This is a genomic window from Mariniflexile ostreae (assembly GCF_042427585.1).
Taxonomy (GTDB): Bacteria; Bacteroidota; Bacteroidia; order Flavobacteriales; family Flavobacteriaceae; genus Pseudalgibacter; species Pseudalgibacter ostreae.
This window is the reverse complement of record NZ_JBHMFC010000006.1, coordinates 70,341-95,934: the sequence shown is the minus strand read 5'-3', so window position 1 is coordinate 95,934 and position 25,594 is coordinate 70,341. Positions and strand designations below refer to the sequence as shown.

The 25,594-nt window shown below is 35.4% G+C and carries 24 protein-coding genes; 6 read left to right on the top strand and 18 right to left on the bottom strand.

Annotation, left to right across the window (positions count from 1 at the left end):
• Window positions 1–116: 116 nt before the first annotated feature.
• The 5 genes from ACFFU9_RS01835 to tyrS form a co-directional block, all read right to left on the bottom strand.
• Complete coding sequence (locus tag ACFFU9_RS01835) at window positions 117–440, bottom strand: HNH endonuclease (protein WP_379859655.1); 324 nt, start codon at window positions 438–440, stop codon at window positions 117–119.
• A gap of 2 nt (window positions 441–442) precedes the next feature.
• The gene (locus ACFFU9_RS01830; RefSeq protein ID WP_379859654.1) at window positions 443–1,324 is read right to left on the bottom strand and encodes a restriction endonuclease; all 882 of its coding nucleotides are present in this window, start codon (window positions 1,322–1,324) and stop codon (window positions 443–445) included.
• 193 nt (window positions 1,325–1,517) lie between these two features.
• Window positions 1,518–1,928 carry a hypothetical protein gene (locus tag ACFFU9_RS01825; protein WP_379859652.1) on the bottom strand — a complete coding sequence of 137 codons (411 nt, stop codon included), beginning with the start codon at window positions 1,926–1,928 and terminating at the stop codon, window positions 1,518–1,520.
• A 256-nt stretch (window positions 1,929–2,184) separates the two neighbouring features.
• Complete coding sequence (locus ACFFU9_RS01820) at window positions 2,185–2,967, bottom strand: hypothetical protein (protein WP_379859651.1); 783 nt, start codon at window positions 2,965–2,967, stop codon at window positions 2,185–2,187.
• Window positions 2,968–3,267: 300 nt separating this feature from the next.
• A complete protein-coding gene (gene tyrS / locus ACFFU9_RS01815) occupies window positions 3,268–4,563 on the bottom strand; it encodes a tyrosine--tRNA ligase (RefSeq protein ID WP_379859650.1) in 1,296 nt (431 codons plus the stop codon).
• A gap of 203 nt (window positions 4,564–4,766) precedes the next feature.
• On the opposite strand from tyrS, the gene ACFFU9_RS01810 reads away from it, so the two are divergent.
• Window positions 4,767–5,777, top strand: coding sequence for an NAD-dependent epimerase/dehydratase family protein (locus tag ACFFU9_RS01810; protein WP_379859649.1), 1,011 nt, complete (start codon window positions 4,767–4,769; stop codon window positions 5,775–5,777).
• Here the strand turns inward: ACFFU9_RS01810 and ACFFU9_RS01805 are convergent.
• The 3 genes from ACFFU9_RS01805 to ACFFU9_RS01795 form a co-directional block, all read right to left on the bottom strand.
• On the bottom strand, window positions 5,752–6,168 hold the full coding sequence (locus tag ACFFU9_RS01805; protein WP_379859648.1) for a DUF4296 domain-containing protein: 417 nt from the start codon (window positions 6,166–6,168) through the stop codon (window positions 5,752–5,754). The two genes, ACFFU9_RS01810 and ACFFU9_RS01805, sit on opposite strands and share 26 nt — an antisense overlap.
• 89 nt (window positions 6,169–6,257) lie before the next feature.
• Window positions 6,258–7,604 (bottom strand): dihydroorotase, encoded by a 1,347-nt coding sequence (locus ACFFU9_RS01800; protein ID WP_379859647.1) that lies wholly within the window; start codon window positions 7,602–7,604, stop codon window positions 6,258–6,260.
• Window positions 7,605–7,610: 6 nt separating this feature from the next.
• Complete coding sequence (locus ACFFU9_RS01795) at window positions 7,611–8,333, bottom strand: polyprenol monophosphomannose synthase (RefSeq protein WP_379859646.1); 723 nt, start codon at window positions 8,331–8,333, stop codon at window positions 7,611–7,613.
• Between the two features lie 192 nt (window positions 8,334–8,525).
• On the opposite strand from ACFFU9_RS01795, the gene ACFFU9_RS01790 reads away from it, so the two are divergent.
• From ACFFU9_RS01790 to ACFFU9_RS01780, 3 genes are all read left to right on the top strand, one after another.
• A complete protein-coding gene (locus ACFFU9_RS01790; RefSeq protein WP_379859645.1) occupies window positions 8,526–9,170 on the top strand; it encodes a DUF4271 domain-containing protein in 645 nt (214 codons plus the stop codon).
• An 8-nt stretch (window positions 9,171–9,178) separates the two neighbouring features.
• Window positions 9,179–9,928 carry a uroporphyrinogen-III synthase gene (locus tag ACFFU9_RS01785; RefSeq protein ID WP_379859644.1) on the top strand — a complete coding sequence of 250 codons (750 nt, stop codon included), beginning with the start codon at window positions 9,179–9,181 and terminating at the stop codon, window positions 9,926–9,928.
• Window positions 9,929–10,074: 146 nt separating this feature from the next.
• Window positions 10,075–10,389 carry a hypothetical protein gene (locus ACFFU9_RS01780; RefSeq protein ID WP_379859643.1) on the top strand — a complete coding sequence of 105 codons (315 nt, stop codon included), beginning with the start codon at window positions 10,075–10,077 and terminating at the stop codon, window positions 10,387–10,389.
• Window positions 10,390–10,476: 87 nt separating this feature from the next.
• On the opposite strand, the gene ACFFU9_RS01775 is transcribed toward ACFFU9_RS01780, so the two are convergent.
• Window positions 10,477–10,863, bottom strand: a complete 387-nt coding sequence (locus ACFFU9_RS01775) for a DUF423 domain-containing protein (RefSeq protein WP_379859642.1) — start codon at window positions 10,861–10,863, stop codon at window positions 10,477–10,479.
• 255 nt (window positions 10,864–11,118) lie between these two features.
• Window positions 11,119–12,660 (bottom strand): glycine--tRNA ligase, encoded by a 1,542-nt coding sequence (locus tag ACFFU9_RS01770; RefSeq protein WP_379859641.1) that lies wholly within the window; start codon window positions 12,658–12,660, stop codon window positions 11,119–11,121.
• Window positions 12,661–12,772: 112 nt separating this feature from the next.
• Between ACFFU9_RS01770 and ACFFU9_RS01765 the strand changes: the two genes are divergently transcribed.
• Complete coding sequence (locus ACFFU9_RS01765; RefSeq protein ID WP_379859640.1) at window positions 12,773–13,450, top strand: ComF family protein; 678 nt, start codon at window positions 12,773–12,775, stop codon at window positions 13,448–13,450.
• A 57-nt stretch (window positions 13,451–13,507) separates the two neighbouring features.
• Window positions 13,508–15,121 (top strand): Ig-like domain-containing domain, encoded by a 1,614-nt coding sequence (locus tag ACFFU9_RS01760; RefSeq protein WP_379859639.1) that lies wholly within the window; start codon window positions 13,508–13,510, stop codon window positions 15,119–15,121.
• Here ACFFU9_RS01760 and ACFFU9_RS01755 read toward each other — a convergent pair.
• The 8 genes from ACFFU9_RS01755 to leuS form a co-directional block, all read right to left on the bottom strand.
• Complete coding sequence (locus ACFFU9_RS01755) at window positions 15,108–15,887, bottom strand: amidohydrolase (RefSeq protein WP_379859638.1); 780 nt, start codon at window positions 15,885–15,887, stop codon at window positions 15,108–15,110. The two genes, ACFFU9_RS01760 and ACFFU9_RS01755, sit on opposite strands and share 14 nt — an antisense overlap.
• Before the next feature lie 15 nt (window positions 15,888–15,902).
• On the bottom strand, window positions 15,903–16,370 hold the full coding sequence (locus ACFFU9_RS01750; RefSeq protein ID WP_379859637.1) for a hypothetical protein: 468 nt from the start codon (window positions 16,368–16,370) through the stop codon (window positions 15,903–15,905).
• Between the two features lie 13 nt (window positions 16,371–16,383).
• Complete coding sequence (locus tag ACFFU9_RS01745) at window positions 16,384–16,902, bottom strand: hypothetical protein (RefSeq protein ID WP_379859636.1); 519 nt, start codon at window positions 16,900–16,902, stop codon at window positions 16,384–16,386.
• A 67-nt stretch (window positions 16,903–16,969) separates the two neighbouring features.
• Window positions 16,970–18,742: a MutS-related protein gene (locus ACFFU9_RS01740; protein WP_379859635.1), complete on the bottom strand. Its 1,773-nt coding sequence runs from the start codon at window positions 18,740–18,742 to the stop codon at window positions 16,970–16,972.
• An 81-nt stretch (window positions 18,743–18,823) separates the two neighbouring features.
• Window positions 18,824–19,522: a zinc metallopeptidase gene (locus ACFFU9_RS01735; protein ID WP_379859634.1), complete on the bottom strand. Its 699-nt coding sequence runs from the start codon at window positions 19,520–19,522 to the stop codon at window positions 18,824–18,826.
• Window positions 19,523–19,602: 80 nt separating this feature from the next.
• A complete protein-coding gene (gene ald / locus ACFFU9_RS01730) occupies window positions 19,603–20,712 on the bottom strand; it encodes an alanine dehydrogenase (RefSeq protein ID WP_379859633.1) in 1,110 nt (369 codons plus the stop codon).
• A 220-nt stretch (window positions 20,713–20,932) separates the two neighbouring features.
• The gene (locus ACFFU9_RS01725; protein ID WP_379859632.1) at window positions 20,933–22,630 is read right to left on the bottom strand and encodes an SWIM zinc finger family protein; all 1,698 of its coding nucleotides are present in this window, start codon (window positions 22,628–22,630) and stop codon (window positions 20,933–20,935) included.
• Window position 22,631: 1 nt separating this feature from the next.
• Window positions 22,632–25,469 (bottom strand): leucine--tRNA ligase, encoded by a 2,838-nt coding sequence (leuS, locus tag ACFFU9_RS01720; RefSeq protein ID WP_379859631.1) that lies wholly within the window; start codon window positions 25,467–25,469, stop codon window positions 22,632–22,634.
• Window positions 25,470–25,594 lie beyond the last annotated feature (125 nt).

Below are 25,594 nucleotides of genomic sequence, written 5' to 3'. Positions count from 1 at the left end.
CCTTCCCTAAATACATCGTTTTACCCATAGTACGGCAAATCAACCGGATTCGTCAACACAGAATTCATTTTTGGCCTATCGGCAAAACGAATTCTTAGTTATTGTGCATAGTTTTTTTATTTCAGTTCAGGTTTATTTTTAATTGCTTCTTTAACAACCAAAGCAACTGTATCTTTTGTAATTCCTTTGTTTTTGCAATATTTACTTTCAAGCCATACTTCTAATAACTTAGCACCTTTACTTGCATTACAGGACATACAACAAAGTGCAATATTGTCAACTCCATTTATTCTAATGTCATTAACTATATGTTCCCAAGATTGCTTTGTTTTTCTTGATTTATCGTCTTTCGTAAAAGTGATTCCACAATACACACAAGATTTATCTCTTGATAATACAAATTTTTCCACTTCAATCGGAATTCCCCATTTATTTGCCATATCTATTCACTATCAAAAAAATCATTATCAAGTTCTTTTACTTCATAAATCATTTTAATCTGAACACCAACATTATATTGATGCATTAAGTCAACTAATTTTGAACCATCAATCAATATAATTGTGTGATGAGCATCGTTTGCTTTTTTAATTGCTCCTTTATCAAAAGTTGAAGTTGTAACGAAAACACCTTTTTGAGTGTCTCCACTCATTGCTCCGATAAAATTTCTTATATCTTTTTCTCTTACTTTGCTTTCTCCGTATCTTTTAGCTTGAATGTATATTTTGTCAAGTCCAAGTTTATCCTCGTTAATTATTCCATCTATTCCTCCATCACCAGTTTTTGAAGTTTCAATAAAGTCACCATAGCCCATTTTATGTAATAATTTTAATATAACTCTTTCAAAATAAAAAGGGTCTATTGTTTTTAATTTTTCAAGAAGTTCATCTTTTACTTGAACATCTATAGAATTAAATCCTTCGTCAATTAAATCTTGTGGTGAGGCATTTGAAATTTTGGTTGGCACAGAATTTTTTTCTGGATCTTCCTCGGTGTAAAATTCTAAGAAATTATCTGAACTTTCGACTTGTTTAAGAGTTAGATTACTTGAGTTATGGGATTTTCCTTTTTCAGTGATTTTTACAAAACCTCTTTTAGGAAATTCTATATATCCCCCTTTTTTGAGGTATGATTTTCCCCAAGCAATTCTATTAATAATTAATCTATCTCCACTTTTTGTCTTTTGTTCTAATTGTTCTTTAGTTAATTTAGAATAGAAATTGTCAATAACCTTTTGATACATTTCTCTTGCTTGTAGAGTTTCTCCATTTTCTAAAACCTTTAGAATAGGAATGAATGTTTCGTGAAATTTAGGTATTTCCATTTCGTTCGTTAAATTATGCACAACGTTTAGGCTATGGTTAGTACGGGATTTAAAAGTACTCAATTTCCGAATAAGCACTTAGCCAAATCTTTTTATTTTGTTTTATCTTTTTTGTACTAAAGCCAAATCAAAAGATTTGGCGGACTTAGTAAATATACCTAAACTTTGGGTTAAGCACCAAAACCCGTATTAATTATAGCCATTGTTGTGCGTTCGGCTTTTTATTTATCGTTATCTTTTCGTGAAATTTAGTTTCTAAAATCTGTAGCAAATTTTTAAACTCTTGTTTTTTTAGATTTAATCCTATTATTACTTTTTCCCCGAGCCAGTTAGCTTCAAGGTGGTCCTTAGTTATGTTTATGTTGATTTTTTCAGAAGGGTCAAAACCCTCATTTGATTCTGAAGATTCGATGTGGTAATACTCCGTGTCATATTCATCTTCGGCGTAAGTCCTTTGTATTAAAAGATATTTTTCAACGTTATTCATTATCTCCTCCTCAGTTTTAAACTGGTCATCCGCTGATCTTGAGTCTGAAAATGTCAGAGTACACCCAAACTCTTCATCATGTATTGTCAGTTCTATACATTGGAAATTAATATTCATTTTTTTTATTAAATGGTTGGTTGTTTTTTCTATTTTTTGTTCTAATTAATAGAATTCAGTTTAGGGACATTATGGTCAAGTTAATTTTGTTTTTCATCGTTCTGTTTTAGCTGACGCACAACGGTCTAGTATAAGAATAGTGCGTAGTTTGAGTGCGAGGATTTTCCGTAGGAAAATCAGATGCAAGCAAACAAGCACTAACTTTGGGTTTAGGAATAAACTTACGCATTATTTTTATACAATGTTGTGTGTAGTCTTATTTTTTCCATTCTAACTTTTCTTCTACACTTATCAACTTAAACACTTGAAAAGCAAATTCAGAAAATCTCTTTATTAGTTTCTCAAACTTTTTATAGTCTAATTCGATTATTATTTTTTCATCAGATAATTTTTTAGAATTGAATAGATAATTGAATATATCGAAATGGTGGTCAGATTTATTAATTTTTACTAAATCAATTGTTGATTCATTATGAGTTACTGCGTGTCTTACTTCTGATAAGATTGTCCATAGTTCTCTAAATTTTATGTCAAGATTGTTACTTGTGGTAAATTTTTTGAATGTTTTCCCACCAACTTTTTTTAACACATTGAATAATTTATCACCACTAGGCATATTCCTTCTTGATATAACTGAATTTTGATTTTTTGGAAGTAAAGAAATTACATAATCTCTGATTTCACTATCACGTTCGAGTTTGTTAAAAAGACAATCTTTTAAAAACCTTTCAAATGATTCAAAAGATTGAGCGTAAAGAAGACATCGTTGTCTTGAGGATATATTCTTAATTTCCTCCTCATAATTCTCTTTCGTAGTTTCGGTAGAAATCCCTGTATGAAAATTCAGTTCCCAACCATTATCAGTTGGACCAGTCCAGTCGCTGATTATAAGGGCAGAGGCAAAGTGCATAGTAGCTTTGTCTGAACTGTACATCTCAATTTCTTTCTTAAATACTTTATCGATGCGTCCACTTATATGTCGATAATAAAGTAGTTTTTCAAAAAACTGGTCAAGGTGGATTTTATATGGATTTGTCATTTTTCAGATTACACACAACACTTGTATAGATGTAACGAGTTGCGTCTATACCTCGATTGCGTCTATATTCATTATATGTTCGTGTCAAACTTATTCTTTTTAACCATATTATCCTACATAAATTGATAAGAATCCAAGCACTTATCATATTTAGGGTAAACGTAAAGTTTTGTAAAACCTTTTCATTATAAGGTTTTAGTAAAACGCACGTAATGGATAGGTTAATAAAAAAGGGGAGATTTAGCTACTGGCTAGCTAAAAACAAAAAGCCCGATTTTGAGAAATCGGGCTTTTACTTTGTTATACTATTTTTAAAACGAAGTAATTTTTTTTACCCCGTTGCAAGAGCACAAATTTATTATTGATCAAATCGTTTGCCGTTATCAAATAGCCCTCTTGTACTTTTTCTTTGTTTACCGAAATAGAGTTTTCTTTTAAAGCCCTTCTTGCTTCTCCATTAGACTTTAAAAAGCCGCCTTGCTCTGCCAGTGCTGCAATAATATCCAGTCCGTTTTCAATCTCAGTTTTGGAAATTTCAGTTTGTGGCACGCCTTCAAAAACTTCTAAAAACGTTTTTTCGTTTAAACGCTTTAAATCGTCGCCTGTGGAATTGCCAAAAAGAATATCGCTCGCTTTTATCGCATTATCTAAGTCTTCTTTAGAATGTACCGTTGTGGTTATTTCTTCTGCCAAACGTTTTTGTAAAATACGTAAGTGCGGGGCTTCTTTATGCTCTTCAATTAAAGCTTCAATGGTGTCACGTGATAAAAACGTAAAGATTTTAATATGCTTCTCTGCATCTGCATCACTGGTATTCAACCAATATTGGTAAAACTTATAAGGGGACGTCCGTTCGGCATCCAACCAAATATTGCCACCTTCGGTTTTTCCAAATTTTGTACCGTCGGCTTTTGTTATCAAGGGCCATGTTAGGGCATAGCCTTTTCCACCATCCACACGACGAATTAATTCTGTACCCGTAGTAATGTTCCCCCACTGGTCGCTTCCACCCATTTGTAGCGTACATTGCCGGTCTCTATATAAGTGTAAAAAGTCGTAACCCTGTACCATTTGATATGTAAACTCTGTAAAGCTCATCCCTACGGTAGATTCCGACGACAAGCGTTTTTTAACCGAGTCTTTCGCCATCATATAATTTACCGTAATATGCTTGCCAACATCGCGAATAAACTCTAAAAAGGAAAAGTTTTTCATCCAATCGTAGTTGTTCACGATAATGGCGGCATTTTCTGCATCGCTATCAAAATCCAAGAAACGGGACAATTGTGCTTTAATCGCATTTTGATTATGTAGAAGCGTTTCTTCATTAAGTAAATTACGCTCGTCTGACTTTCCTGAAGGGTCCCCAATCATTCCTGTGGCACCTCCAATAAGCGCCACGGGCTTATGCCCAGACAACTGAAAATGCTTAAGCCCCATAACCCCCACTAGGTGCCCAATATGCAAGGAATCTGCCGTGGGATCTATGCCCACATACGCTTTTCGCATGGCTTCTAGTAAATGCGCTTCGGTTCCTGGCATACTATCCTGGATCATGCCTCTCCATGTTAATTCTTCAACAAAATTCTTTCTCATCACGGTATATTTTCAGTAATCTCGTGCAAAGATAAAAATCGGCGAACAACTATACTATTTACTCATGTGAAAAAACACTTAAAAAACCTTATCTAATAGATAAAATAATATTGAAAACCATTCGATAAGGGCAATAGCCCCTACAGCGACTAATTATCCTGTTATTCTTCTGTATTGATTTTAATATTTATTAATTTAGTGCCATGATTTTAGTTACAGGAAGTACAGGATTGCTCGGCTCTCATTTGCTTTATAAACTGGCAAGCCAAAATAAAAATATTAGAGCCCTTTATAGAACCGAGGACAAGCTTGACCTTGTAAAAAACGTGTTCGCAACTTACACTGCAAAAAGCGATTCCCTTTTTAATTCCATAGAATGGGTTAAAGCTGATATCCTTGATATTCCTGCATTAACAAATGCTTTTAAAGCCGTTAATTACGTTTACCATTGTGCCGCACTGGTGTCTTTTGATCCTAACGATTATCCGTATTTAAGAAAAACCAATATTGAGGGCACGGCCAACATCGTGAATCTTTGCCTAGCCCATAAAATTGAGAAATTATGTTACGTAAGCTCTGTAGCTACTTTAGGAAGCGCCTTAAAGAATGAGTTGACCACAGAAGAAACATACTGGAATCCTGAAGATGATAACAACGTGTATGCGATAACAAAATACGGTGCCGAAATGGAGGTTTGGCGGGCATCGCAAGAAGGGTTACCGGTTGTAATTGTAAAGCCTGGTGTTATATTAGGTGCTGGAGTATGGAATCAAGGCAGTGGCAGTTTGTTTACAAAGGCACATAAGGGCTTAAGGTTTTACCCAAAAGGCAACTCTGGCCTTGTAGATGTAAAGGATGTGGCAGATGCTATGATACAACTATTGAAAAGCGACATTAAAAATGAAGCTTTTATTTTAGTATCCGAAAACTGGAATTACAAGCACTTTTTGCAAGCTTTAGCAACATCGGTTGGTGCAAAGCCCCCCTCCACATTGGCGCCCACTTGGGTTTTGGCTGTTCTATGGCGATTGGATTGGTTAAAAAATGCATTAACGGGTACCCCTAGGCAACTAACCAAGCAATTGGCGGCATCTATAATGTCTAAATCCCATTATAGCAATGCAAAAATAAAAACAGCGTTACACTTTAAATTTAAGCCTGTACAAGAAAGTATTAACGAGATTGGTGCTATTTTTCAGAAACAGGTGGAATAAGTTTTCCTTTATTTTTTTCGTCTGCTTTTAAGACTTTTAGCGAGTCTTTATCTATTGTCTTTTTATCTATGGCAAGGGAGTCTTTTGCTATTTTAGCTAAAGAATCTTGAAGCTTTTTCGCCTTTAATTCCCGTTCCTGCTGAAGGCTTAAAATCTCTTTCATACGAGATAAGCTATCATTTACCTTAGCATATATCGATTCATATTCTGTAACATAATAAGAATAATAGTCATTACTTAATGCAAATTGCAAACTATCGATGTTATACTTTTTATAGATATAGGTTTCTTGTTCAACACCATGCTTATCCAGTACTTCTCTACTTTTCCCTGTGGCCGAAGTTAACAGCTTTAAATCGATAAGAATATTAACCATGTCCTGTTTAGACAAAAGATGCTCTGGCTTTTTTGGTTTTTTATTGCCATAACAAGCAACCAATATAAGGGCTATGCTAATAAGTATTAAAAATCGGTACAGCATTATCGGTTAAAGGTTAAGCGCTTGGCAGCATTTAAATTATAAAATTTAGCATTGTGATATACCATACTTCCATTTACAAAAGTATGTGTAATTCGAGATCTAAAAGTAGTCCCCTCAAATGGCGACCAACCACATTTATAAAGAATATTATCCTTATTCACGGTCCATGGGTTATTTAAATCGACCATCACTAAATCTGCGAAATAGCCCGGTTTAATATACCCTCTGCGATCAATTTGAAATAAAATTGCAGGATTATGGCACATTTTTTCCACCACTTTTTCTATAGAGATTTTATCCCTGTGATACATTTCGAGCATAGCAGGAAGTGCATGTTGCACCAATGGCCCGCCAGAGGGTGCTTGGGTATAAATATTGTTTTTTTCATCTAGGGTATGTGGGGCATGGTCTGTTGCAATCACATCAATTTTATCATGTAACAAAGCCTCCCATAGCTTATCTCTATCTGCGGCTGTTTTTACTGCGGGATTCCATTTTATAAGCGTCCCTTTTTCATCATAATCTTCGTCTGAAAACCAAAGGTGGTGCACACAAACCTCAGCAGTAATTCTCTTGTCTTTTAACGGTATTTTATTATCGAACAAGCTGGTCTCCTTTCCTGTAGAAATATGAAACACATGTAATCTTGCACCTGTTTTTTTAGCTAATGCAATGGCTTTTGAAGAGGACAAATAACAGGCCTCTTCACTTCTTATAAGCGGATGGTATTGGATTGGAATATCTTCACCATACATTTCAAGATAGGTTTCAAGGTTTCTTTTAATAGTGCCCTCGTCTTCACAATGTACAGAAATCAATAAATCTGTTTTAGAAAAAATCTCTTCTAAAACCTCTGGATTATCGACAAGCATATTTCCTGTAGAAGATCCTAGAAACAGTTTCAATCCAGCTACTTTTTGAGCATCTACTTTTAAAATTTCCTCTAAATTATCATTGGTCCCGCCAAACATAAACGAATAGTTGGCACTTGATGTTTTTGATGCTATTTCAAATTTCTCTTCAAGCTTTTCAAGGGTTGTGGTTTGCGGAACAGTATTGGGCATTTCAATAAACGAGGTAATGCCGCCAGCAATAGCTGCTTTAGACTCGGTTTCAATAGAGGCTTTTTGTGTAAGCCCTGGCTCTCTAAAATGCACCTGATCGTCAATAACGCCAGGAAGTATATATTTGCCTTCAGCATCTATCACTTTCACATCAGATGTTTTTGCGCTAATTGACGCACTGATTTCTTTAATAAATTCCCCCTCTATCAACAAATCGCCTTTAAAGATCGTACCTTCATTAACTATATGGGCATTTTTTATAAGTGTTGTTCTCAATTGCATAAACTTCTAATTCTTAAATAAACTTTTAATTTTCAAGGATATAACGCCAAAAATAGCTTCAGAAATAATTCCTGAACTTAATTTCGACTCCCCTAATGTTCTATCTGTAAAAATAACGGGCACTTCTATTATTTTAAATTTTTTAATGTAAGCCTTGAATTTCATTTCTATTTGAAAAGCATAACCAACAAATTTAATTTTGTCCAAATTTAAGGTTTCTAAAACAATTCTTTTGTAACAGACAAACCCCGCAGTGGTATCATGTATTTTCATACCGGTTATAAATCGCACATAACGCGATGCGAAATAAGACATCAATACGCGGCCCATAGGCCAATTTACCACATTCACACCAGTAACATAACGCGATCCAATGGCAACATCGGCACCTTGAACGGCACAGGCATTATAAAGTTTTTGTAAATCTTCTGGGTTGTGGGAAAAATCGGCATCCATTTCAAAAATATAGTGATAGCCCCTACTCAAGCTCCATTTAAAGCCATGAATATAGGCGGTACCCAATCCTGATTTTTCTTTTCTTGTTTCCAAAAACAAGCGTTCTGGATATGTATTTTGTAAAATTCTAACCTTATCTGATGTTAAATCGGGCGAATTATCATCTACAATAAGCACATGTATAGCTTCCGATTGCAAAAACACAGCGCTTATAATAGCCTCTATATTTTCAATTTCGTTATATGTTGGAATGATAACAAGGGCGTTTTTCATTCTTTTCTATTATTTTTTTTTAGTTCTTTGCTTTTTTAAAACGCAAGATGTAGACTTACATCCTTTAAACACCTTTGCTAGGTTTTACAAAACGTATAATTTTAGCAAATGTACATTATTAAAAGATTATTTTTTTTAATAATATGCCAATAATTATGTTAAGGTTATTAATATTTACAATAGTTTTATAGCATGCTAAGACACGTTATCTCTAATGAATTACTTACCGTCCTAATGGTTGTAGGACTTGTGTTTTTGGGTATTGCCAAGTTATTGTTCTCAAAACGATTTGACGAGTTTATGGCTGTTTTAGCAAACACAAACTATCTAAAAATCTACATTAGGGATCAAAAGTTTTTTGACAAATTCGATGCGCTTTTATTTATAAACCTAAGCATTTCTGCATCCACATTCTGTTTTATCATTTATAAACACGTTACAGACCATGCCGTGGCTGATCTAAACACAATGTTCAAACTTATAGCGGGCGTTATCGTTATTATTCTGATAAAAGTATTGCTTGAAAGACTAATTGGAAGCCTTTTCGAAATAGATAAATTAATTGACCAGTATCTTTTTCAAAAAATTACGTATAAAAATTTTTTGGGAGTTTTATTAATTCCTATCAATGCTATATTGCTCTATAGCGTAACCCCTTCATTAAAACACATTCTTATTGCAATTCTGTTTTTATGGATTATCAACCTCATTGGCCTGGTCGTTTCCTTCAAAGAACATCAAAGTTTTATAAAGTCAAATTTGTTTTATTTTATTTTGTATCTTTGCGCACTTGAAATTGCGCCTTATGTTATATTATATAAGGCGTTTAATACATAATTGTGCCTATGAAAGTGAAAACTATTTTGGTATCTCAACCGGAACCTAAAATTGAAAACTCCCCTTATTTTGACCTTCAAGAAAAACAAAAGGTTAAAATTGATTTCAGGCCATTTATTCATGTTGAAGGCGTTCCTGCCAAAGAAATTAGACAACAAAAAGTTGATTTAAACAATTACACCGCTATCATTCTTACGAGTAGAAATGCTGTGGATCACTTTTTTAGAGTTGCTGACGAAATGCGGTTCAAAGTGCCTGACACTATGAAATATTTCTGCCAATCTGAAGCAGTGGCCTACTATCTACAAAAATATGTCGTATATCGAAAGCGTAAGATTTATGTAGGAAAACGAAGTTTTTCAGAACTTTCGCCTTTAATAAAGAAATATAAAGACGAAGCTTTTTTATTACCTAATACCGACAAGGTTAAAGATGAAGTGCCAAACACATTAGACGCTTTAGGCGTGAACTGGAAACAGGCTACTTTTTACAAAACAGTGGTTAGCGATCTTTCCGATTTAGCAAACGTATCTTACGATGTATTGGTATTCTTTAGCCCTTCTGGAATTGAATCTTTGTTTCAAAACTTTCCCGATTTTAAACAAAATGAAACACGAATAGCAGTTTTTGGTAACACCACCATAAAAGCGGTTGAAGAAAAAGGATTACGTGTGGATATATCCGCACCAACACCTGAAACCCCTTCTATGACCATGGCGCTTGACAAATACATTGAAAAAGCCAATAAAGGAAAATAAACTAACATTTAAAACATTACAAAAAGGGATGATTATACTAAATCATCCCTTTTTGTATTTAAAACCCTTTCAGAGTTATTAAAATAATCTTGAGCAAAAAATAAAAAACCGTATATTTAGAACACTAATCGTTTAAACACAATATTATGACTAAAAAAATCTTTTGTATCCTCTTGGTTTTTCTGTCTTTTGGCGCTTTTTCCAACGCAGCCATGGCAGCCGAAACCCCTCCTGTAGCCACATCTAAAAATGCAGAAGCTGTTCCTGTAGAAATTCGTAGTATGATTGATCGCTTAAACGAAATAAAAGATTTGGATAAGTCCGCTTTAGATCGTCATGACAAGAAAGCATTACGCAAAGAGCTTAGAGACCTTAAAAAGGCCGTAAGGAAATCTGGAAATGGTCTTTACATTTCCAGTGGCGCTATAATTATTATTTTATTACTTATTATTATTCTGTAATTGTCCTTTGTACTTAAAGGATTATATTAATTTAAAAAAACAACCCCGATTTTAATACAATCGGGGTTTGGTTTTAAAAGACTTCGCTTATTTTATTTTTAAGAACTTGACAATTAAAACCACCCAAGCCAAAATTAGCATCAATCCGCCAATAGGTGTTATAAAGGCAATGGTCTTAAAATCAAATCCAGACAACTCATTCGTGGCCAATCCGTAAATAGAACCAGAGAAAAGTAATAGCCCCATAAGGGTTAAATAAAATATTATTTTTTTCGCTTTAAGCGGAATTAAATTGGTACCTCCTACAAAAAGCAATAATAAAGCATGATACATTTGATATTTCACACCTGTTTCAAATGATTGTAAAGCTTCTAGAGAAACCAAAGCTTTTAATCCATGTGCTCCAAAAGCCCCCAAGATAATACTTGTTAAGCCTAAAAAAGAAGCGGTTACCAACAGTGATTTATTCGTCATTTTAATGATTTTTTAAAAAGATAATTCCAATAAACGAAAATAGACAACTAATTTTAGTATTGGAAATAATATACTACAGCTTTTTTTATTAAGTCTTAATTTAAAACGTTTATCATCTAGATATAGAGCCATGCCGGGCCAATTAAATTTGGTTTTAAGTAAAAAACCCCAAACATGGTGGCGTTTGGGGTTTTATTTATAATAATGATAAGAAGCCACCCGACATATCGAGATTGCATCACTCTCATTTATGGATTACATTTTCATTAACCAAGCGCGTACATCTACTTCTTGTTTAATGATATCTTTTAAGTCTTCAATTTTAACACGTTGCTGTTCCATAGAGTCTCTATGGCGTATAGTAACGGTATTGTCTTCTAGAGTATCATGATCTACCGTTATACAGAATGGCGTACCATTGGCATCTTGTCTTCTGTAGCGTCTACCTACGGCATCTTTCTCGTCATAATCGACATTGAAATCCCATTTTAATTCTTCTAGGATTTTTTTAGCTATTTCTGGCAGACCATCTTTTTTAACCAATGGTAAAATTGCTGCTTTAACAGGCGCTAGCACCGCAGGCAATCGCAACACGGTTCGCGTTGTTCCATTTTCCAGTTCCTCTTCTACTAATGCATTCGAGAATACCGCTAAGAACATCCGGTCTAATCCAATAGAGGTTTCCAAGACATAAGGCACATAGCTTTTATTTTCTTCGGTATCGAAATACTGCAATTTCTTTCCAGAAAACTTCTCGTGTTGTGCCAAATCAAAATCTGTTCTAGAATGTATGCCTTCTAGCTCTTTAAACCCAAAAGGGAACTTAAACTCGATATCGGTTGCGGCATCGGCATAATGCGCTAATTTTTCATGATCATGAAAACGGTAATTATCTGCTCCCATACCTAATGACAAGTGCCATTTCATTCGGGTTTCTTTCCAATGCTCAAACCACTCTTTCTGTGTCCCTGGTTTAATAAAAAACTGCATCTCCATTTGTTCAAACTCACGCATTCTGAAAATAAATTGTCTCGCCACAATTTCATTCCTAAAGGCTTTACCCGTTTGAGCAATTCCAAAAGGGATTTTCATACGTCCACTTTTCTGAACGTTTAAAAAGTTAACAAAAATACCTTGCGCCGTTTCGGGGCGTAAATATAAATCTAGAGCATTCTCTGCAGAAGCGCCTAATTTAGTGCCAAACATTAAGTTAAATTGCTTAACGTCTGTCCAGTTTCTACTTCCCGTTAAAGGATCTGCGATTTCCAGTTCTTCAATAAGAGCTTTTACATCGGCTAAATTCTCATCGCCCAACGACTTGGCCATACGAGAAAGTGTTTCGTCTATTTTTTCTTGATAGCCTAATACACGTGGGTTTGTAGCAAGAAACTCGGCTTTATCAAAAGCATCTCCAAAGCGTTTTTCTGCTTTCTGAACCTCTTTTTCAATTTTAGCTTCAATTTTAGCACAATAATCTTCAATTAAAACATCAGCTCTGTAACGTTTTTTAGAATCCTTATTGTCTATTAAAGGATCATTGAACGCATCTACGTGGCCAGAAGCCTTCCAGATAGTTGGATGCATGAAAATGGCAGAATCTATGCCTACAATATTTTCATTCATCTGTACCATGGCTTTCCACCAGTAGTCCCGAATATTCTTTTTTAACTCCACGCCATTTTGCGCATAGTCATAAACTGCACTTAGTCCATCGTAGATCTCACTACTCTGGAACACGTAACCATACTCTTTTGCATGAGAGATTACTTTCTTAAATTGATCATCTTGATTTGCCATATTGCAAAAATATGAAACCGTAGCAAACAAACAGGATTTTAGATCAAAATTAAGAATCAAATGTATTAATTTTTCCTTTAAATTTACTTCTTTAGAATAGACCCCGAAATACATGCTCAATTTATTGCTTAATTTGTTTTTTCCTAAAGTATGTTATGCTTGCCATAATACTTTAAAGGATAATGAAAAAGACCTCTGCATTTCTTGCCGCCATAGTATACCTGTTACTAATTTTCATTTTAATAATGATGATACAGTTTTAAAAATATTTTATGGCCGTGTAAAAATCGAGCAGGCCACAGCACTGCTCCGTTTTGAAAAAAAAGGCCTTGTGCAACATCTTATCCATCAATTGAAATATAAAGGCCATGAAACTATTGGTATGTTTTTAGGAGATTGGCTAGGTGGCGAGTTAGCTACGCTTAACCATTACGAAGATATAGACCTCGTGATTCCCGTGCCGATACACAAAAAGAAACTTAGGAAAAGAGGCTATAATCAAGTTACTAAATTTGGACAACAAATAGCCACTGCTTTACATGCCGAATACAAAGAGGATGTACTATTAAAAATAAGCAATACCAGTTCGCAGACCCTAAAAACAAGATGGTTTAGATGGCAAGATAATACCGAATTATTTTTACTCAACCACGCAAAAGACCTTGAGAACAAACACATTCTTTTGGTGGACGACCTCATTACTACAGGGGCAACCATGGAAGCTTGTATCACCGTGTTACAGCAAGTGCCTTCGGTTAAAATAAGTGTGGCATCGATGGCAATAGCCTAATAACTCTTGCGTTATATCTCTAAATTTATGTAGTTTTGTGCAAATTTTAAATTGGCAATGAATAAAACCCTTTCAAATTTTATTTTTATCGCATGTATATGTTTGGTTTTTATTAACTGCGCCAATCGTGGAACGCCTCAAGGCGGCCCTAAAGATATTACCCCTCCTAAAATAACGAGAGCAACACCTAAAAATTATTCCATTAATTTTAATGCTAAAGAAATTAGGATTTATTTTAATGAATACATTAAGATAAAAGACTTACAAAAACAGCTTATCATTTCGCCCCCAATGAAAACGCAGCCAGAAATTACACCGCTTGGCGGCGCAAGCGAATATATTAAAATAAAGATTTTTGATACCTTACAGCCTAATACAACTTACGCATTTAATTTCGGAAACAGTATTGTAGATAATAATGAAGGAAACCCTTTTCCATATTTCCGTTATGTATTTTCTACTGGTGATTATATCGATTCCCTTTCTGTAAAAGGACAAATAGTAGATGCTATCAAAAGACAGCCAGAAACCTTTGTTTCTGTAATGCTTTATGAAATGGACTCGACCTATAATGATTCTATCGTTTATAAGGAAACTCCTAAGTACATTACCAATACCTTAGATAGTCTTAGCACATTTTCCATTGAGAACGTTAAGGCAGGAAAATACATGTTATTAGCTTTAAAAGATAAAAATACAGATTATAAATTTCAACAGAAAACTGATAAAATAGGGTTTTATAAAAGTCCTATTCATGTGCCTACAGATTCCTTATACACATTAAAATTATTTTCTGAAGCCCCCGATTTTAAGCCTGCAAGACCAAAATTGGCAGCTGGCGGAAAAATAGAGTTTGGCTATGAAGGGCATTATGAAGGCATGCACATTGACTTGCTTACAGATACCCCAGCAGAATTCAAACACGCTATTACAAAAGACGAAAAGACCGACACCCTTTACTATTGGTACAAACCACATCTCGAACTGGATTCTTTAGTTTTTAAGGTTTCCCACCCTAGTGTGGAGGACACTCAGTTCTCGGTAAGATTACGAAAATTAGATCGGGACTCTTTAACCTTAAAAGGATTTCCTTCTGGAAACATAGGGTATGAAGAAGATTTTAAAATTTCAGGAACCACGCCTATTAGTACTTTTGATGCCTCTAAAATCCATATTTTAAATAAAGACTCTATTTCTGTTGCTTTTACAAGTCTTTTCGATACGATTAACAACACTGTAGCGCTTAAGTTTCCAAAAACCGAATCGAACAACTATCAAATACGCCTCTTACCAGAAGCTTTTGTGGGTTTTTTCGACACAAAGAACGACACTTTAGATTTCTCTTTAAGAACTAGTGCCAAGGACAGTTATGGTAATTTAAGGCTCGTTTTAGCTAATGCCACTTACCCTATTATCGTACAGCTAACCAATGAGAAGGGCGAGGTTAAACATGAAGTATATGCCGCTAAAGAACAAGCCATAGACTTCTTAAACATATCGCCTAGCAAATACTACATTAGAGTCGTACATGATACTAATGGCAATAAAAAATACGATTCCGGTCATTATCTTAAAAAAATTCAACCCGAAAAAATCAGCCATTTTGAAATGGAAAATGACGTTAGGGCGGGTTGGGATTTTGTACAGACCCTGCAATTTATTTCAGAATAAAACCATCTCTGTCTTGCAAAAACTTAAACTTGTTTCTATAAGCCGAAATGTGCCTTTTTTCTAATGTAACTATTTCAGTTTGTTCCTCTCCAGATCCAAAAGCGGTCAGTTCATTGCCTAACACATCGTAGGCTGCCGAATGACCATTATATTCACTATTCACCCCATCTGTACCCACACGGTTTACACCTATGCAATAACACATATTCTCAATAGCTCGAGCTTTTAGTAAAGTGTCCCATGCAGTAACTCTTGGCGTAGGCCAATTGGCCACATATATTAAAACATCGTAGTCTTCAGTATTTCTTGCCCATACCGGAAACCTTAAGTCATAACAAATCAACGGACAGATTTTCCAGCCTTTAAAATCGATAATAGGTTTTTTGGTACCTGCGGTATAAATCTCGTCTTCACCAACTAAAGTAAAAGTGTGCTTTTTATCATAATACTCTAAACCTCCATTTGGCGTTACAAAAAAGAGTCGGTTATAAAAACGACATTCCTCTTTAATAACCACACTCCCGGTTATAGCTATGTTTTTCTTATGGGTCAGTTCCTGCATCCACAATACGGTTTCGCCTTGCATCGTTTCAAAAACAGCTTTGGGGTTCATGGTAAACCCTGTTGAAAACATTTCGGGTAACACCACTAGATCAACAGCTTCATGAATAGCATCGATTTTCTTAGTAAAGTTTCGCCTATTTTGCTCTGGATTTTCCCAAACCAAATCTGCTTGAACCAATGCTATTTTTAATGTTTCGCACATGTTCATTAGTTTTTTTTAAAGTTTTCTTTTTATCTTTTCTCTTGCCACCCTTAGTTTTTCAATTTTTTTAAGCCACTTGCTTTCATCAATAGGCGACAATTTGCCTTTGTTTTTTAATTTTTCATATGTATTAACCGCCTGGTCATGCTTCTTAACCGATTTCTCAAATTTAGAGCGTATTTTCTCTTTCTGTTTTAATGCTTTTTCTGCTTGCTTTTGTTTTTTCTCAACTTTTTTCTGTTCTTTTTCGGCCTTTTTTAATTCTTTTTCGCGTTTTTCAATAGCTTTTGCTTCTTTCTTCTTTTCAGCAAGAGCAGCTTTTATGCTTTGCTGTTCTTCAAGGGCAAGCGTCTCAGTAACATCTTTACCTTCTTTTAAAATAGTTTTGCCTTTAACGGTATACATGGTGCCGTTATGGTTAATATCTTGTGCGCTTACATGTACACAAAATCCGAATACTAAAATGATAATCCAGTGTTTCATAATTGTTTTATTTTTAATTTTCAAAGGCTTTTAACGCCTTAATTAAATCTTTCTCATCTCTCTCAAAACGGCGTTCCCATTTCTCTTTGTTACGAGTGGACAGCTTCTTTTTTGCTTCCAATTTTTGATATTTTTCTTTATTTTTATTTAAACGTGCTTTTACTTTTAAAACTCGCTCTCGGGCGGCTTCCTTTTTCTTTATCCCCTTTTCTATACGTTTTTGCTTGTTCTCAAGTGCTTTTTGTTTCTTCTCTGCCTCTTTTAAGGTTTGTTTCACATAGTCTTGCTCTGCCTTCAATGCTGTTTGTTCCCTTTTTAGTGAACGTTCAGACTCCAGTCTGTTTTCAAGAACATTGCTAATGTGCGCTTTATCTTTAGAAGATAAATGCTCTGTTACATTTTTACCATTTTGAAAATATGCCTCACCTTTTACCTCATAAATTTTTCCGTCTTGGGTAATCACGCGCTCACTGCTGGCACATGCCCCTAAAATGAAGATAAAAAGGACTATTGTTATTTTATTGCATTTCATAAGTTATGTTTTCTACTAAAATTAGCGGATTCGTTAAAGAACATTCCTGTCTTTAAGTTACGAATAATTATATGATATCCATCTTTTTTAGAAGAAAAGATGCATTCATGTTTTTACACACACCCTCTTTTAAAGTATAATCGAAATGTAATTCGTCTTGAATGATTTCAGCATCAAAATAATAGTTTTTAACCTGTTCTAATTCATTTTCAATTTCACATAGGCTCAAATCATGTGTCGCTATAATACCCGTGGCATGTGAAGCTACCAGTTTTTCAACAAACTTTCTAGAGCCAATAGCTTTATCGGTGCTGTTGGTGCCTTTTAATATTTCATCTAACACTATAAAATAAGGTTCTTTTTGAATAGCGTCTACTATATATTTTAAACGGGTTAGTTCTGAAAAGAAATACGAGCTATCATCTGTTAACGAATCTGTAGTGCGCATACTGGTAATGAGTTTTACAGGTGTATACTCGCTCTTTTCTGCACAAACAGGAAGCCCGATATTTGCCATAACCACGTGTAACGAAATGGTTCTTAAAAAAGTACTTTTTCCTGCCATGTTTGCCCCTGTTACAATAAAAAACTGGTCTTTTTTAATGGTAACATCACTGTTAACACGTTTCTTTTTATCTAGCAAAGGATGCCCTAGTCCTTTTGCATGAATCACTTCATGATTTGTTTTGATTTCAGGAAACACAAAATCAGGATGATTATACGCGTAATTCCCCAACGTATTATAAGCATCGAAAAAAGACACCACTTCAAACCAATCTTTTACTTTCTCGCCATGCTCCTCAATCCATTTTTCAATACGATAGGTGTTTTTTAAATCTGTTAAAAACAGTCCATTTCCAAAAATGGCCGAAATAAGGTTGTTTCTGTTATCTAGCCCCTCTAAAGCTTTTGAAAATTCTTTAAAAACCACAGATGCTTTTCTATCTCCAGATTGAATTTGCAATTGTTTTTCCTGCAATAATTTTGAAGAAAAGCGCTCGTTTTCAATTAAGTCCATTAAAAGCGCATATTGCCTAAACGTCTCTCCAACTTTATCGGTATTTGAAGCCAAAGCGTTTATTTTTTTTACATAACGTCCTGTTACAGCTAAGCCCACCAATAACCAATAGCCTATAAGAGCTTTATGTGCTATGAAATTAAAAATGGTTAACGTAAAGATAAGTAGGGAGATTACAGAAAACACGGCAGGCAACCATTTTATGGGTTTCGGCAAAAACGATTGATGCTTCTGGAGCCAACTTATAATAAGTTTAGCAGGCGTTTCAACAGATACTAAACTAGACGTTGCTGTATAATATTGACGCCACGCGATTTTATCTTTAAGCTCTTTAATGGCCTCTTGCCGCTGAACAATGTTAGTTATATCATTAGCTTTTAAGGTTTCGGCCAACTGTTGGGTCCCTTCATGGATAGTGGTTCTGTTAAGGAATTGAAAAAAAGATCCCCGCCCAAACAAATCGATATCCAAACTGTAAAAATGATTTGTGTCTTGAAAGTTTAAACCTTTATCCCGATCATAAAAATTGCCAGAAGCTATTTTTATTTCTGTCTCATTAACAGAAACAAGCGCTTTTTTAAATGCTCTAAGCGCTTTAATATTTGTGTATTTAGATAGCATGAAAAGAAATACAGCAATACCTAAAACCCCAATAACCAGTGCTACTTGCCAATACTCATAAGTTATATAAACACCAAGAACCGTTAATATAAACACCAAAAGCCTTAGCAAACTTAAGGCTGTCATTTTTTTAAACAGTTTTTGAGCTTCTGCTTGGTATTTTGCCGCGTGATCGTGATAATATTTTAAATAATGATTCATTTTAAAAATATTTTGGAGATAAAGAAACAAAAAAGCTCTGAAATAATTCAGAGCTTTTTGTATTTAAAAATTTAAGGCTTGCTAATCTCTGCCCCCAAACACCTGAAGTGCCCAATATAGTAAAGATGCAATAGCACCAATAGCGGCAACCAAATAGGTTCTGGCAGCCCATTTAAGCGCGTCTTCAGAGCCTCTATACTCTTCTTGAGACACTATGTTTTTGCTTTTTAACCAAGCTAAAGCTCTGTTACTAGCATCGTATTCTACAGGCAAAGTAACCACACTAAACACCGTTGCAAAAGCCATCATTACCAATCCGGCTACAGCTACATAAAACCCCATACCACCAATTAAATTGGTTGCCATAAGAGCAATACCGCCAAACACGATCCATTGTGACATTCCAGAGGTAACACTTACCACTGGCACTAAAGCAGAGCGCATTTTCAACCACTCATAAGCTTGGGCATGTTGTACGGCATGGCCACATTCGTGTGCCGCAACAGCAGCAGCAGCAGCGTTTCGCTGATTATAAACAGACTCACTTAAGTTAACTGTTTTATTTTTCGGATTGTAATGGTCTGTTAATTGACCCGGTGTAGAAATTACCTCAACATCTCTAATACCGTGATCTGCCAACATCTTTTCGGCAATTTCGGCACCACTCATACCGTTGCGTAAATGCACTTTCGAGTATTTTTCAAACTTTCTTTTAAGTTGATTACTTACCAACCAACTTACTAAAGCTATCGCTCCAATTATGATATAATATCCAAACATTTTTTACATTTTATTTAAACAAATCTAATTCAATTATAGCAAAAAATAAGCCAAAAATACGTTAAGAAATTTTGTCAGGTTTATAAGTCGTTTAACGTTTTGAAATCTAAGTTAAAGGTTTCTGCAATTTCTTTGTAAACTATGGCGCCATTCACAATATTTAATCCTTTTGCCAAGCGCTTATCCTGTTCGCAAGCTTTTTTCCAGCCTGCATCTGCTATTTTAACAATATAAGGCAACGTAACATTGGTAAGCGCCAATGTAGAGGTGTAGGGTACTGCGCCAGGCATATTGGCCACACAATAATGCACAACATCATCTATAATATAAGTTGGATTTTCATGGGTCGTGGCTTTAGTGGTTTCAAAACACCCGCCTTGATCCACAGCAACATCTACCATTACGGTGCCAGGTCGCATATCCTTAAGCATGTCTTTAGTAATCAACTTAGGGGCTTTAGCACCTTTAATTAAAACGCCTCCAATTATTAAGTCTGTATGTTTTATATGTTTCCTAATATTATACTCACTAGAAAGCTCGGTAGTTACATTTTTAGGCATAATGTCGCTAATATAGCGTAGCTGCTTCATATCTATGTCCATAATAGTTACAATTGCTCCTAATCCTGCAGCCATTTTAGCGGCTTGCACCCCCACAACTCCTCCTCCCAAAACCAGTACTTTTCCTGGGGGTACTCCAGGTACTCCACCCAACAGGATGCCCCGTCCTTTTACGGGTTTTTCTAAGCATTTAGCACCTTCTTGAATGGACATTCTTCCTGCAACTTCAGACATAGGGATTAATAGCGGCAAAGAACCATCCTCCTCCTCTACGGTCTCGTAGGCTATACAAACCGAGCCACTTCTCAACATAGCCTCTGTTAGTGTTCTACTAGATGCAAAATGAAAAAAAGTAAACAACAAGTGATGCGGCTTTATTAATTCGTATTCTTTCTCAATGGGTTCTTTAACCTTAACAATCATGGTGGCCGCTTCATAAACCTCCTCAATAGTATCAAGGATTATCGCACCTACATCGCTGTAATCATCATCAAAAAAACCACTTTTAAAACCTGCATCTTTTTGCACGTAAACTGTGTGATTTCTTTTAACCAATTCAAATACTCCCGAGGGGGTTATACCCACTCTGTTTTCATGATTTTTAATTTCTCCAGGGACACCTATCTTCATAATTCACAAAATTTATTATTCATAACATTACAATATAAGTTAAAATAAGAAAAATGATATGTAAAGCAAGTCTCTTTTAACAATTCCGCCCCTATTTAGAAAGAAACTATAAAACGATAAGCATTAGTTTATGAATACATTTGTATATCACACTCAAGAATAGTGCTTTTATAAAACTGCTGTAACAATAGAAAAACATGAAGAAACCCTCTCAAACCTTTTATTCGAAGTACTCCTGTATCCTAGTCATTAAAGAAGGTCGGTTACGGTAGTTTTCTTTTAAATACATTAGGATACCACTAATATCAAGACCTTGTTTTTTAAATGCAATTAGCGTAGTACAGACCTCTTTATAATATTTTTTTCCTTTATAAAAATCGATGTAGTTTACTATTCTACCCTTCAGAAACAAAATAAAAGCTTCATTATACTCTGGTAACAAAGAGGCTATATGGGCTTCATTAAAATTTAAATAATTGCTGTTAAAGTAAAAATCTTGCTTTTTAGTAATGCTTTTAAACAACAAATCTAAACGGCCTTCTCTAAAATATATTTCTTCTACGGTTGTTTTGTCTTTTTCTTTTTCAATTAATAAAGGCCATTCATTCGCCCATTCTTCAGCGGTGAATTGATGTTTTAACAGCTCGTAATAATCAGCTCCATCAGGATATATTCTAAATCCTAAATTTAAAAATAATAACTTTGCACTTTTTATGGTTAATTCCTTATCCTCTGTTAATTCTCCAATTTTCAATAAGTTTTTAATCCAATTTATTACGGCTCCCCTAAACTCACTATTAACCTTTAACCCCTCATACATGCATTGTTTTGCAGCATTATAGTCTTTGTTCTCCATAAACTCATTGAACAAAATAGACCTAAATTCTGGCAAGGTCTTATGCTCCATTACAAAATCTTTGGCTGCTTGTTCTCCGTCAAACTTTTTAATAATGTTATACACCTGCATGCTATGCCGATCTAAATCTTCATTATAAATAATTTTAAGCAGCTCATCCTTTTGCTTATTATTTTCTGCTAATGCTATTAAAATATCTGTAAAGTTAATTTCGTAGCCCCAACCATGGTTTTTTTTGTCTTTTAGATGTTTAAGAAAGAAAGTATACATGTTTTTACGAAGCTTAGGCTGCAATTCGGCCTTGGTCGATATCTCCAATACTAAGTTTAAAGCCTCATCTAAACCCTGATAAAAAATCCCCGAAGATGTATCTGTATAGTTCAACGGTTTTATCATGGTATCCAATATCGCTTTACAAATCTCAAAACTCGCTTCCAAATTATGATTTTTATAATGCTCTGAAGCTAAGCTTGCAATATCAATAACCGCTTGTCCTACAGAATTTGAGGCACTATAATCTATAAAATTTTGTTTCTTGTGCTTTCTTAGTAATTCTTGAATTTGCACTTTGTAAAACGCATATAACGCTTGCTTTGCTTTATGTTTTGGATTTAACTTATGCTCTAAAGCAAGTTTAAAATCCGCATTTTTTCTAAGCTCTTGAACAACTATTTCTTTTAATTGAACTAATGATGCGTTTTGCACTGCTGTTTCAATAGAGAAAAACTCCTGATCTACTTTACTCTTAGAAATTTGTTTGGATGCTTTTCTTGGTTTAGCCTTTTTCAAGGCTAAAACATCCTTTAGTTTTTCGTAATAAAGAATCGCAATGTGTTTGCAAAAAAGGGTTCGGTTATTCGGGCAGGTGCAATTAACATCTACAATATGTTTATTTAAAAACATGAGTTCGCTAAGGTATTCATCAGTTCCATACACCCTAGCTTTTATAGTAGTCGCATCATCTTCAATAATTTCAAACAGACCTTTTTTCCAATAAGAGAGTCCGTTTTTTAAAGCTGTTGCTAAAAACTTTTCTTCTAGATGTTCTAAAGGGATATTCATTCTACCCTACAATATTTACAATTTTACCGGGCACCACAATTACTTTTTTAGGCGTTCTACCCCCTAATTGTTCTTGGGTTTTTTCGTTTGCCAGAACTGCTTTTTCAATATCTTCTTTACTCATATCCATAGGCAGCTCTAGTGTAAATCGCATTTTCCCGTTAAACGAAATAGGATAGTTCTTACTGCTCTCCACCAAATGGTTTTGATCAAACTCTGGAAACGCTGCCGTTGAAATAGACGCATCATGCCCTAGCTTGCTCCACAATTCTTCAGCAATATGTGGTGCATATGGTGAAATAAGAACCAATAAAGGCTCTAAAATCGCTTTGGAGGTGCATTTTTGGGCAGTTAAATCGTTAACGGCAATCATAAACGTAGAAACCGACGTATTAAATGAAAAGCCTTCAATATCTTCTTGAACCTTTTTTATGGTTTTATGAAGCACTTTCAGTCCCTCTTTTGTTGGTTGGGTATCATTAACTTTTAAACCAGAATCGTCAACATACAATTTCCATAGCTTTTTAAGAAATGAATGAACTCCCGATATACCAGCGGTATTCCATGGTTTATATTGTTCTAAAGGGCCGAGAAACATTTCGTATAAACGCAAACTATCTGCACCATATTCTGAAACAATATCGTCTGGATTAACCACGTTATATTTAGATTTAGACATTTTTTCAACTTCGCGCCCTACCTTGTAAACGTCGTTATCACCTTCAATCACCAGACCTTTCTCACCAATAAAAATAGCGTCTTTATACTCTTCTCTCCAGTTTCTAAAGGCTTCAATATCTAATTCATCAGAAGCATTTACAAACGCAACATCTGCATGAATGGCCTGTACGCTTTGACCGGCTATTAACGCCTTTGACACGAATTTATTTTCGCCTTCAACACGATAAACAAAAGCACTAGTCCCCAAAATCATACCCTGATTAATCAGCTTTTTGGCGTACTCGTCTACAGGTACAATCCCTTTATCAAACAAGAATTTTTGCCAAAAACGAGAGTACAACAAATGTCCCGTTGCATGCTCGCTCCCTCCAATATATAGATCCACATCTTTCCAGTAGCTCAAAGCATCTTGACTTGCAAATTCTGTTTCATTATGAGCATCCATATACCGGTTAAAGTACCAAGAACTCCCCGCCCAACCAGGCATGGTATTGAGTTCGAGCGGAAAAACACGTTCATGATCAATTAACGCATTTGAAACAACCTCTGCTTTATGTCGATCCCAAGCCCAAACTGTAGCATTCCCTAAGGGTGGCTCACCAGTTTCGGTAGGTAAATATTTTTCAACTTCAGGTAACCGCACTGGCAAATGTTCTGCATCTATCATTTGAGGCATGCCATTTACATAATATACTGGAAAAGGCTCCCCCCAATAGCGTTGGCGGCTAAACACGGCGTCGCGTAAACGGTAATTGGTTTTCCCTTCGCCTTGATTTAGTTTTTCCAATGCTCCAATAGCTTTTACAGTAGCCTTTTTATAACTCAGTCCGTTAAGAAAATCTGAGTTTTTTAGCACCACATTATCTTTTGAAGCAAAAGCGCCTTCCGATACGTCGACGCCATCAAAAATATTAGGAATTGGGATATTAAAATGTTTTGCAAAATCATAATCTCGCTGATCGCCACAAGGCACAGACATTACCGCCCCTGTTCCATAACCCGCTAAAACATAATCACCAATCCAAATCGGAATGGGCGCTTTAGAAAAAGGATGCTCGGCGTATGCCCCAGTAAAAGCTCCTGAAATGGTTTTTACATCGGCCATCCTATCGCGTTCACTACGTTTAGCTGTGGCTATCACGTACGCTTCAACCGCTTCTTTTTGCTCTGGAGTTGTAATTTTAGAGACCAGTTCGTGCTCAGGTGCAAGCGTCATAAAACTAACTCCAAAAATAGTGTCTGGTCGTGTCGTGAATACAGAAATACTGGAATCTGAATTCACAATTTTAAATTCTGCAGAAGCGCCTACGGATTTCCCTATCCAATTACGCTGACTTTCTTTTAACGAATCCGACCAATCGATTTTATTCAAACCTTGAAGCAAACGTTCCGCATATGCTGAAATTCGCATGCTCCATTGTGTCATTTTTTTTCTTATTACCGGATGTCCGCCACGCTCGGAAACCCCATTTACCATTTCATCATTAGCTAGAACGGTTCCTAATGCTGGACACCAGTTAACTTCGGTTTCGGCTAGATACGTGAGTCGATATTGCAGTAATATACCTTGTTGTTTTTTCGAAGAAAAACCATTCCAATCCTCAGCAGAAAAAGCATCAACAGCATCATCGCACACCGCATTTATATGGGTATTCCCTTCCGAAGCAAAAACACTTATCAATTCTGAAATGTCTTCTGCCTGATCTGTATCCTTATTGTACCACGAGTTGAACAACTGAATAAAAATCCATTGGGTCCATTTATAATAATTCGGGTCACTGGTTCTAACCTCTCGCGACCAATCGAATGAAAATCCGATTTGATCCAATTGACGGCGATAGGTTTTTATATTCTCTGCTGTAGTTATGGCAGGATGTTGCCCCGTTTGAATGGCATATTGCTCTGCAGGTAAGCCAAAGCTATCATAGCCCTGAGGATGCAATACATTAAAGCCCTGATGGCGCTTGTAACGCGCATAAATATCTGATGCGATATAGCCTAATGGATGCCCAACATGTAGTCCTGCCCCACTAGGGTAAGGGAACATGTCCAAAACATAATATTTAGGTTTTTCACTGTGGTTTTCAGCTTTAAAAGTTTGGTTTGCTGCCCAATATTTTTGCCACTTGGCTTCTATTTCGTTGAAATTGTATTTCATAAGCTTCTTTTTTCTCCCAAAGACACAGAAACGCAAAGACGTTTATAACTAAAATGAGTAACACTTTGCAGCTTCACGGGTTTGCGAGCCATTTTAAAAGCGCAAATTTACGCTTTAAATGGAAA